The organism is Methylobacterium gnaphalii, assembly GCF_007992215.1.
Lineage (GTDB): Bacteria > Pseudomonadota > Alphaproteobacteria > Rhizobiales > Beijerinckiaceae > Methylobacterium > Methylobacterium gnaphalii.
The window spans coordinates 1-10,202 of sequence record NZ_BJZV01000061.1 but is presented as its reverse complement, the minus strand read 5'-3'; the positions used below and the strand labels follow the sequence as shown (position 1 = coordinate 10,202).

At 59.0% G+C, this 10,202-nt stretch carries 12 protein-coding genes; 6 read left to right on the top strand and 6 right to left on the bottom strand.

All coding sequences use genetic code 11. The annotated features are described in order from the left end of the window. Positions 1-325 precede the first annotated feature (325 nt). Positions 326-1,549: a GGDEF domain-containing protein gene (locus tag MGN01_RS22560; RefSeq protein ID WP_147049042.1), complete on the top strand. Its 1,224-nt coding sequence runs from the start codon at positions 326-328 to the stop codon at positions 1,547-1,549. A 617-nt stretch (positions 1,550-2,166) separates the two neighbouring features. Here the strand turns inward: MGN01_RS22560 and MGN01_RS23855 are convergent. Beyond that, a complete protein-coding gene (locus MGN01_RS23855; protein WP_170246125.1) occupies positions 2,167-2,313 on the bottom strand; it encodes a hypothetical protein in 147 nt (48 codons plus the stop codon). Between the two features lie 268 nt (positions 2,314-2,581). Between MGN01_RS23855 and MGN01_RS22555 the strand changes: the two genes are divergently transcribed. Beyond that, positions 2,582-3,067 carry a response regulator gene (locus tag MGN01_RS22555; protein WP_238258450.1) on the top strand — a complete coding sequence of 162 codons (486 nt, stop codon included), beginning with the start codon at positions 2,582-2,584 and terminating at the stop codon, positions 3,065-3,067. Positions 3,068-3,145: 78 nt separating this feature from the next. Further along, complete coding sequence (locus MGN01_RS22550) at positions 3,146-3,376, top strand: hypothetical protein (protein WP_147049041.1); 231 nt, start codon at positions 3,146-3,148, stop codon at positions 3,374-3,376. Positions 3,377-3,413: 37 nt separating this feature from the next. Here the strand turns inward: MGN01_RS22550 and MGN01_RS22545 are convergent, their stop codons facing one another. After that, positions 3,414-3,737 (bottom strand): hypothetical protein, encoded by a 324-nt coding sequence (locus tag MGN01_RS22545; protein WP_147049040.1) that lies wholly within the window; start codon positions 3,735-3,737, stop codon positions 3,414-3,416. Between the two features lie 123 nt (positions 3,738-3,860). Continuing rightward, positions 3,861-4,343 carry a hypothetical protein gene (locus tag MGN01_RS22540; RefSeq protein WP_147049039.1) on the bottom strand — a complete coding sequence of 161 codons (483 nt, stop codon included), beginning with the start codon at positions 4,341-4,343 and terminating at the stop codon, positions 3,861-3,863. A gap of 345 nt (positions 4,344-4,688) precedes the next feature. Here MGN01_RS22540 and MGN01_RS22535 point away from each other — a divergent pair, with 345 nt between their 5' ends. Both MGN01_RS22535 and MGN01_RS22530 read left to right on the top strand, forming a co-directional pair. Continuing rightward, entirely contained in the window at positions 4,689-5,405 is a 717-nt protein-coding gene (locus MGN01_RS22535) for a hypothetical protein (protein WP_147049038.1), read from the top strand. A 515-nt stretch (positions 5,406-5,920) separates the two neighbouring features. Further along, positions 5,921-6,511: a DUF3658 domain-containing protein gene (locus MGN01_RS22530; protein WP_147049037.1), complete on the top strand. Its 591-nt coding sequence runs from the start codon at positions 5,921-5,923 to the stop codon at positions 6,509-6,511. Between the two features lie 221 nt (positions 6,512-6,732). Here the strand turns inward: MGN01_RS22530 and MGN01_RS22525 are convergent, their stop codons facing one another. The 3 genes from MGN01_RS22525 to MGN01_RS22515 all read right to left on the bottom strand — a co-directional run bounded on the left by MGN01_RS22525 (position 6,733) and on the right by MGN01_RS22515 (position 9,457). Then, entirely contained in the window at positions 6,733-7,344 is a 612-nt protein-coding gene (locus tag MGN01_RS22525; protein WP_147049036.1) for a tyrosine-type recombinase/integrase, read from the bottom strand. A gap of 228 nt (positions 7,345-7,572) precedes the next feature. Continuing rightward, positions 7,573-8,574, bottom strand: coding sequence for an NADP-dependent oxidoreductase (locus MGN01_RS22520; RefSeq protein WP_147049035.1), 1,002 nt, complete (start codon positions 8,572-8,574; stop codon positions 7,573-7,575). A gap of 55 nt (positions 8,575-8,629) precedes the next feature. Then, entirely contained in the window at positions 8,630-9,457 is an 828-nt protein-coding gene (locus MGN01_RS22515) for an oxidoreductase (protein WP_147049034.1), read from the bottom strand. Positions 9,458-9,567: 110 nt separating this feature from the next. Between MGN01_RS22515 and MGN01_RS22510 the strand changes: the two genes are divergently transcribed. Beyond that, positions 9,568-10,056, top strand: a complete 489-nt coding sequence (locus MGN01_RS22510) for a MarR family winged helix-turn-helix transcriptional regulator (protein WP_147049033.1) — start codon at positions 9,568-9,570, stop codon at positions 10,054-10,056. Positions 10,057-10,202 lie beyond the last annotated feature (146 nt).

The window sequence follows — 10,202 nt, the reverse complement described above, 5'->3', positions numbered from 1 at the left end:
GGGTGGTTTTCAGCGGGTCTGCTTTCGGGCGACAATCGAGGGACCACAGAGATGTGATGATGGCGGCCGATACAAGCGCTAGCAAAACCGCTGTTTTACGGATTGCAACCGGGTCGTTCGAACGGCCGTGATGGCCGCATAGCTGCCGCCCTGATGTGGCCCTCAAAGCTACGAGCCGCGTCAGCGAGGAAACTTGCAGATCGTTGCCCGCCGCAACTCATGGATCTGTTGTGGTCGTCGCTGCTGAGGGATCAGAGAGAAACAAACCGTAAAGCGCGCCCTGGTAGATCTGCGCCGCTTACCCCAACCTAGCCAAGAGCAGGTCATGAATTCTGCGGTGCAGATCCAGGAGCAGACCCGGCTCGCCAGCCTTGATCGCTACGACATCCTCGATACGCCCGCCGAGGAGGCGTTCGACCGCATCACACGTCTGACGCGACGCTTCTTCGATGTCCCGATGTCAACCGTGACGCTCATCGATGGGCACCGCCAATGGTTCAAGTCGCGCCAGGGAGTCTCCGCCTGTGAAACGCCAAAGGGCCCGGCCTTCTGCAGCGTCGTGGTTCGAGAGGCTCGCCCGCTCATCGTACCCGACGCAGCAGCCGACGAGCGCTTCGCCAACAATCCATTCGTGACGGGTGCTCCGCACATCCGCTTCTATGCCGGCGCCCCTTTACGCACCCCTGAAGGGCACAGTCTCGGGACCCTCTGCGCGATGGACACAAAGCCGCGCGCTTTCACCGCCGATCAGGTCGATACGCTTAATGATCTCGCGCGCGTGGTTATGAGCGAGCTGGAGCTTCGGGTTCTCGCCATGACGGACGGGCTCACCGGCGCCCTGTCCCGGCGATCTTTTCGCGGTGAACTCAGTCGCGCATTTGCCCTGGCCCTGCGGCACCGGCACGAACTTAGCTGCATCATGCTCGATCTAGATCGTTTCAAAGCTATCAACGACGAGTACGGGCATCCGGTCGGAGACTTGGTCCTCTCCGCTGCAGCAGCGGCTTGCCGCGACGAGCTGCGCAAGTCCGATGTGCTCGGACGGGTCGGCGGTGAGGAGTTTGCCGTCCTGCTGCCGCACACGGGATTGGCATCAGCGCTTAAAGTCGCGGAGAAGCTGCGTGCTGCCGTTGCTCGTCTGCAGATCCCCACACCCCGCGAGCCGATCAGAGTGACAGCGAGTTTTGGTATAGCAGCGCTCGGTATTTCCGTAGGAAGTGCTGAGACGCTCTTGGAGCACGCGGATGCCGCACTCTATCTGGCCAAAGACGATGGCCGCAATCGCTGCGTGGAGTGGAGGCCTGCGGCGATTGCGCAGCCGGGTCTACGGCGCAGGGTACTCAAGGCCGGGCAGATCTCTTTTAACGGAGGCCGCTCAACGATTGACTGCACGGTGCGGAGTTTATCTGAGGAGGGCGCCGGCCTGAAGATCGTCACGTCCGCAGGTGTTCCGGAGACGTTCAAGCTACTGATTGAGACCGATGGCTTCTCGCGGCTGTGCCGCATCGTTGCGAAGGCAGATCGAGAAGTCGATGTCGCGTTTGTCTGATCTGGTTTTCTGATCCTGCGGCGACAAGCCATAGCCGCCTTGCCGTCAACAGGAGCTACCCGGAGCGACCTCCTAGTGTGCATCCTTCGATGCCGGCACGAAAAGCACTAGTAGCTGCTGAACGGTTCAGCCTGCTCGATGAAACTGGTTCCGTGAGGCGCAGCCGGCAAACGTCGGCTTCCGAGATGTCCTCAGGATCGGCTGAACGACCGGCATGGGCGCGGTACCGCCGGCACTTCGGCGGAGCGCACGTCTGCTTTCGGGCACTGCGGTGGGCCCCATAAACGACGAGGTCGGGTCGGAAGCAGCCCGTTGCCCGGCGCACCGTTCAAGCTGACCCGCTGCAGGCGGGTAACGTCTCAGTTTGAATTTGTCGACCGGGTTGACGGCTGATCCAGGGCCTCGCGGGCGTATGCTTGGCGTCAAGCAATTAAGTGTAAGTCGCATGGCAATCCACGACGATGCTGACATGGAAACCGTGGTCTCCACCATTATGTCCCTCCACGGGAGCGCCCTTCACATCGGCAAGGCCGATCGGCATATTACGGCGGAACGGATTGGTGGCGTCCAAGAGGCCATCGACCGGCTGCGTAAAGCCCTTGATTTCAAGCAGAGCGTCAATGCCCACCGGACCAAAAGGCCAGCGCCGTCGCGCCGATGTGCTCGGCAACGCCTTTGACGTTGCTTGCCTCGCGGCCGGCGAGGGCTAGGACGGGCGAGGTGCGCCGGATCTGAATGACCACGTCGACGAGGGAGTTGAGCACGAGATCAGCGGCACCGCCTCTACCTTCGCCGTCCTACAAGCTCTGACGGCGACGGATAAAGCTCGACGTGGCAGTAATCGGCTGCTCCGGCGCGCCTGAGGCGAAACCGCGCAGACCAAAAAGAGCTGGATATGACTCGAGAGCCTAGTCTTCCGACGGCCGATTGTGCAAAATCTTTCCGCGTCGATTGCTGCCTAGTCTCATTGCTAGGCTACGGGGGGATCCGAGCTCTGCGACACGAAGTTCGCAGGCTCAGGAGCGCGTCAGATTGAGTGCCGATCATCGACCCGTCGCCATTGTTGTCGCTGAAAGCGATGAGGTGGTGCGGATGACTGTCAGCGACATGCTGAGGGATGCAGGTTACCGCCCCATCAGCGTGCGCACCACTGATGAAGCACTTTCGGTGTTGACGCGTACCCCATCCGTGCGGGTGCTGATTGTTGGCCGTAGCTTTGCCGGAGATGGTGTGGGCCTTGCGCATGCCGTGTATGAGCGCCGACGGGACGTCGGAATCATCATCACCTCAGGAGTACCACATGGCGTATCCTCGCGGATGCCTCCGGGCGCACGCCTGCTCGTAAAGCCGTATACGCTGGCCACCTTGCTCCAAGAGGTTGAACAGGGCCTGCAGCAATCTGCAGAAGCGGCTTCAGCCGCGCCAATGATCCCAAGGGGAGTTCTGGTAGCCGATGGAGCGAGTGGAAGCGGGCTCGCCGCCGTAGCCGAACCTGCGGCCGAACCTGATAAGTCCTAGGTGTTTAGTCCCGGCATTTGAAGGACCGGATCGATCCAGAAGCGATCTGGTTCGGATGATCGACCTGATTGGGCACCGGTGACCGACGCCCCGCGGCAGATGACGCTCGGCGATTTGATCGACGCGCTCGGCCGGCTTGATCCTGATCGCATGGTCGCCTTCGAGTTCGGCGGCTGCAAGCCGACGGAGTTCGAGAGCTATCGTGGCGAGCACGGCGGCTTGGCACTTGGCTTCAGCGACCAGACCGGCGCGGTACTGGTCGCGGATCTCGTCTCGCGAGTGATGGACGCGCTAGTGGGCAAAACCTGACACTTGGTACCTGCCACAGGGGGGCTGCTCTCGACCCTTACCGGCCGCTCCATGTTCGAAGCTCAATCGTGACATCTTCAGGAAGATCGTCTTCTTCCGAGGACGGATCGAAGCTCACAAAAATATCCGCGATGATACCGTGGCGGCGCGCGATCACTACACTCAGCCGATCAGACACAATTTCATCGATAAACCTTCGAACCGCTTCTAAGTGGGGCTGTCGGTAGAACCCAGCAAGAAGGTCCGGATGGGTATGCCAGTCGAATCCCTCGAACCCAATGGCGAAGTCGTCTTCGGATGCGAGTCGCTCGACGACGAGCGTCAGCTTGCCGTCAGGACTTGTATGGCGTTCTTCTTCCATTTTACCTAACCTCTGCGGAAGTGCCCGCCTTCCGCTTCCGACCCAACCTAGCCGTAACAGGAACGGTCTGAGCCTCCTGAAAGCGGACGTCGCTTCGTCATTTTAACTGGCAGGTCCCGTTGCTTAACGTTGCTTCGCCTTCTGAATGATTTCATCGGCCGTCGACAAAGCGTCGATATCGATCTTATGTGACAGGGTAAAATTCAATAAGGTTGTATGAAACAATGGAAGATCTGGTTCCACTGTCAGCTTTGGATCAACTTGGACAGCGTCAAAGAAGGCGAGAAATTTGGCTCCCACTCTAAAATCTTGACCACATGCAGCACTAGAGCCCTTCTCGACGAAAAAATCCGGCGGAAGATAGCCCTTATAAGATTTGATTACGTGCAATTTCATGTAATCACGAGAGGAGAGCCCATTTACTTGCACAAGACCCGACCGCTCGATACTGACAGCCTGCATTACAGCGACATGGTCGAAGTAGGAAAAATTAGCCCCATTTGATTTCGATCCTGCACCTGGCAAAACCATTCGGCAAGCACTACTTGGAAGCGAATGAAAAGCACAAAATGCCACTACAATAAAAACTGAGATCCGGGTCATCATTATTTCTTCTGAGCGCGACAAGTAAGATAAGAATGTTCTAACGCTGATACCACAAACTACGCATTGCAAAACCCAACGGAGATCCGGCCTTGAATTCGGCGGCCCTTAAAGGCCGCGTTATAGTCGTCAACCTGAAGCGATCGGGCTGCTTCCGACCCGACCTTATCGTAGAAACGGGATCACTGAATCCCCAGAAGCGGCCATGCGCAACCGTTTTGGACGCCAGTTTAGACAATCAATTAAATCGTATCTTCACCCATTTAATGTCCCAATGACCTTGGACAAGAGGACCTAGACCAAGATCGTAAATATGGGCAATTCAATTTTAGCAAATCCGAGCATCACATGAGTTCCAAAGAGCCCGGGCAATATGGAACACTGATCGCCAGCCTAATCGCGGGCGGGGCTGTTTTAACAGGCCTATTTCTTTTTTTTGCTTGGATAGACAGCTCGATTACTGATCTTATCTTTCCAGGGGCACGCGTGACTGTAACGACAAGCCAGTCCGTTCGTAATCTTGAATTCTATTCAAGACAACATTTAAAGGACTCTCCGGACGATGCGAGCGAAAGAGCGCGTCTTAAATGCTGGAAGATTAAATTGGAAAAAGCATTCGTGATTCAGGAACGAGGGACGAATGCCGCCATTAAAGATAATCCAGGTAATTCACACTACGTGACGCTTGCCACAGCGGTAAATCTTTCGACCGAAGACGTTCGCGCAGCAGCAATCGATCCCTCTTTTCACGACGGCGAAGAGAGGATGCTAATCAAGCTGTCGAACAACTTGGCGATAGGATATGACCCCACTCATCAAGATATCTGCGAAGAAGACAACAAAGGATGGTCGGAAGAGTATTCGTGCGCAAAGAAGTGCAGTGGATCTCCGGACCAAATCAAGTCATGTCTTTCAACTAATGGTTGCGGTATATTGACCAACTATAAAAGGTGGCAGTTTTATCTTGTAATTCCAATTTCCAAATACAAAGATCGAAATTTGTATTGTAAGGCTACCAGAGCTTTTCTGGGTAAAAAACTTCACATATTGACTAGATATACATAAGAGAATGGAACTTAAGTTCTTGGCATTAAATTCAGGGCAATAGCACTTGAATTATCGATAATTTATCTTAAGAAATTACCATATGCGTTAGTCCTCGATCGCCCCTCTGCTATTCTCAGTGATCCTTGTTGTTAGACTGTGCGGCGCCGTCAACGAGCCTGGGAACTTGTACAACTCTTCTGAGAGTATGGCGTTGGTGATACTCTTGAAGCAGCGGCTCGCGTTGGGTACATACATGAGATAATGAGGCCTACCCTGGCGGCCGTCCGCTTTCCTACTTTCGGGTTCGCAAGCAGACCGGCTGATGTCCACCCTGTTCGGCCACGCCGCTTGCGACCCACCTCGTCATAGGAACTCACCTCGGAGCCTCTTAGAAGCAGACCCCTGTAAGGCATTGCTCTCCGGTAACCCTGTCGAAATTTATCACGTGATGAGAGGCTTCCTCAGCGCATATCGTCTGCGGCTGTGCGCTACCTCAGAATTCGACGGGGAGAGCTACAGGCCGAGGGCGAAGAATGAGCGACGCAGACAATCAGGAAGCGTTCCGCGCATTATGGGCGCTCGAACAATGGGATTGGCAGAAGACGCTCACCGTGGATGCGGCGGCATTCGACAAAGCGATTGCAGATTGCTGGCCTCTGCTAACGATTGAAGCCCTCGAAATCGAGGAGCGAACGCCCGCAAACCTCCGATCACTGTATGATCACTCAAACCACCGCCTCGGAATGTTCCTTCGCGAGTTCGGCGAACGGCTCCGTACAGCGGATGAAGCTCAGAGGCAGGTGTTGTTGGAGGAGGCCGTTAGTTGGAGCGGCAACTTGTATGAGCGTTCGCTCCTCATCTCCTGCGTTGAGGGAGAAAGGGCGAATAGAGCGGCTGGCCTCGATAACAACGATCTCAGCGTTGACGATCTCATCATAAGGATCGCCACTGTCAGATGGCAGAAGGTCGCGGTGGTCGTCGGCAAAATCATGACTATCCGACGCAATTTCTTTGATGAGGCCATTGCAGCGCGCGTGATCGCTCTCGTCGAAAGCGGAGTACTTGAGGCACAGGGCGATCTATCGAAGATGCGCTTTAGTGAGGTTCGACTGGCGACAAGGTGATGCAGACGAACGAGGGTGGTGCGACGTCAATCGCGCAATGTCAGCTTTCGCGATCATTTTCCACGGAGCGGCCAGTTTCAAATCCACCCGTCTGGATCATCGATTGCCCACCACCGATGTCCGCTTCGGAGACGGTTGTCGGCAGCAAGTAACGATCGGAATGGGGCGATGAAGGCCAACTGCCACAGAACCCCTCGGCGTTGCTGCCGAGGGGCTCGTGCTCAGATCTCGGTGCTTTCCGCCAGAGCGAGCGCATCCTCAACGTCGACTCCAAGGTAGCGAACCGTGCTCTCGATCTTCGTATGGCCTAGTAGGATCTGTACCGCCCGCAAGTTTCCCGTGCGCTTGTAGATCAGCGACGCCTTCGTGCGCCGAAGCGAGTGCGTCCCGTAATCCTCCCGCCGTAATCCGATACCGGTGACCCACTCGTCGACTAAGCGGGCGTACTGTCGGGTACTGATGTGGGCTTCATGGGCGATCCGGCTGGGAAAGGCGTAGTCGTCCACGCTTCCACCCCGGCATTCCAGCCATGCCTGGATGCTGTTCCGAGCCGGTTCGAGCAGCTCGAACTGCACAGGTCGGCCGGTCTTACGTTGAATGACGATGGCCCGCGTTCGGACGTGACCGCCGCTGACGATATCGCCGATCTTGAGCTTGACGATGTCGCAGCCGCGCAGCTTGCTGTCGATGGCGAGGTCGAACAACGCGCGGTCGAGCCAGAAGCGGACGGCCCATACCTGTTGGGGTTTGAGGGCGCGTTTGGCGCCGAGCTTGCGCCCGGCGTTCCATGTGCGGCGGTTCTTGAAATCGGGGTCGTGTTGCGAATGTCCCATCGTCATTCTCCCAGTCGGCCCATGCCGGCCGGGAGATGGCGTACCAACCGCGACTGGCGAAGCATCCCGGTTAAGAACGATTCGCACGAGGGCTCGCGGCGGGAGCCGACGGACGGTCTGCGACCCAACCTCGTCGCAACAGCCGCTATCCGTCGTTCTCAGAAGCGGACGTTCGCTGGTTGAGTGGCAGGAAAGGCTGCGCCCTCCGGCGAGACCGATGCGCAGGCCCTACTTCACGGCGACGACGACTTTGCCTTTCGCGCGACCGGTCGCGACGTAGTCGAGTGCCTCCCGGGTCGCCGCGAAGGGGAAGACCCGATCGATGACGGGTCGGATCGAACCCGCATCGACGAGCGCGGTGATCTGGCGGAGCTGGTCCCCGCTCGCGCGCATGAACAGGAACCCGTAGCTGCCGCCGTGACGTTTCGCCTTCCGACGGATGCCCCCGCTGAGGAGCCGGAAGACGAGCTTCAGGGGCCATGCCAGACCTGCCTGCTCGGCGAAGCGTGGGTCGGGTGGCCCCGCGATGCCGATGATCTGTCCGCCGGGCTTCAGCACGTTCACGGACTTGTCGAGCGTCTTCCCACCCTGCGTGTCGAAGACAACGTCGCAGTCACGGAGGATCTTCGCGAAGTCGTCCTTCCTGTAGTCGACGATGATGTCGGCCCCAAGGCCCTTCACGAGATCGACGTTCGCCGTGCCCGTGGTCGTCGCGACGACCGCCCCCAGATGCTTGGCGAGTTGGATCGCGATCGTTCCGACGCCGCCGGAGCCGGCCTGGATGAGGACCTTCTGCCCGCATTTGAGGCCTGCCCGCTCAACCAGGGCCTGCCACGCGGTCAGCGCGACCAACGGTACCGCCGCCGCCTCCGTCATGGTCAGCGTCTTCGGTTTCGGAGCCAGATCGTCCTCGTTCACCGCGATGAACTCCGCGAACGTCCCGATCCGCCCGTCTGCGACGCGGCCGTAGACTTCGTCGCCAACCGCGAACCGCCGCGCGCCCGCGCCCACTCGCACGACGACGCCCGCCAAGTCATGTCCGAGGATGAGGGGCATCTTGTAGGGCAGGAACGCCTTGAACGCGCCCTCGGCCAGCTTGGCGTCCAGCGGGTTCACGCTCGCGGCGTGGATCTCGACGAGGACGTCCTTGTCGCCCGGCTCCGGAACAAACAGTTCACGGGCGACCAATCCGTCCTTACTCTTGTAGCCGTCGATGGCGAACGCCTTCATGGTCTGACTTTCCGTCGAATGCAGCACGAGGTTCTTCAAGTCGGTGGCATCGGGATCAGGGCAGCCGCATGTCCTTGCGCAGCCCCTTCTCGAACACCGAGGCCGGCGCGAAGCGGCGCAACAGCGCGAGGCGACCGGCCGTCTTGCCGGAGGTGTACCGGGCATGGGGACGAGCCGCACCGGCCGCCTGGACGACCGTCTTGCCGACCGTAGCAGGCACGTCCGCTACCTTCATGCCGTCCGAAACCCATTGAGCAGCGTTCGCGCGTCCGTTCTCGTAGACGGACAGAGGCCGATCCGGCGCAGCCATGCTCTGCTCGAACCCGGACTTGATCATTGCCGGCTCAATCAGGACGACGCGGATGCCGAAGACACGGACCTCGTGGTCGAGCGACTCCGAGTAGCCTTCCAGCGCGTGCTTGGTGGCAGCGTAGTGGGCGCCGAAGGGGCTCGGGATCAGGCCGAGGATGGAGCCGAGATTGATGATCCGCCCGGAGCCCTGCTTTCGCATGACGGGCAGCACCGCGTTGGTCATGCGCACGACGCCGTAGACGTTGGTGTCGTAGAGCGCATGGACGACCGCGATAGAAGACTCCTCAGCCGCGCCCTGGATACCCATGCCGGCGTTGTTGACGAGAAGGTCAATCCGGCCGGACTGGGTCATTACCCACTGGGTTGCAGAGGCGACAGACGCATCGGAGGTCACGTCGCAGCGGACCATCTCGATCCCGTCGAGGATCGCGCCGTCCGTGGCCTTCCGGCTCGTGCCGAACACCCGGTAGCCGGCATTCAGGAGAGCGCGAGCCGTCGCTTCACCGATGCCCGAGGAGGCTCCGGTGACGAGAGCGACCTTCCCATGAGCGCGGCCGATCGTGGTAGCCATGACGAGTGCGCCCCTGTCCAAGAGTTGATGCTTGAGTGCTCAACCATCTACCTATGAGCCACCCCCTTTGCAATGGTTTGGGGCTCAACTATTTTGTGGGGATGCCACTGATGAACGAAGCCTCTGGCGATCCTGAACTGGTCATCGTCGACGCGCCTCCCTGCACGAACAATGCGCTGAGGGGCGCGACGCGCCAGCTCGGTATCCTCTACGACGAAGCGTTCGCTCCCACGGGGCTGAAGGCGACGCAGCTCTTACTGATGTGGCGCATCACGACGCTCGCCGACGCGGATGGCCCGACCATGCAGGCGTTGTCTGGGGCAATGACGGTCGGTATCTCCGCGCTGACGCACGCGCTGCGCCCCCTGGTCCGAGATGGCTTGGTCACGCTACGGCCGGACGCCCACGACCGTCGTGTCAAGCGCGCCACCCTGACGACCTTGGGACGGGTGCGGTTGAACGAGGGGGCCGTGCTGTGGTCGGTCGCCAACCGTCGCGTCGAAGCTCTCCTGGGCCCTGCATCCGCACAGACGCTTCGATCCCTCGCGGATGAGATCACTTCCGAGGCGTTCGCGAACAGCTTTAGGCAAGGACTGTAGGCTCGAAGCGGACCCTCCGAGCTTCTGCAATGGGTCGAGAGCGGGTGCGAAGGCAACGTCCGCTTCATTGCAGAACCGTCCGGAAGCGGACTGGCGGGAAACCACCCATCACGGTCATTGAGCGCGGTCGCATCCTTACGGATTAC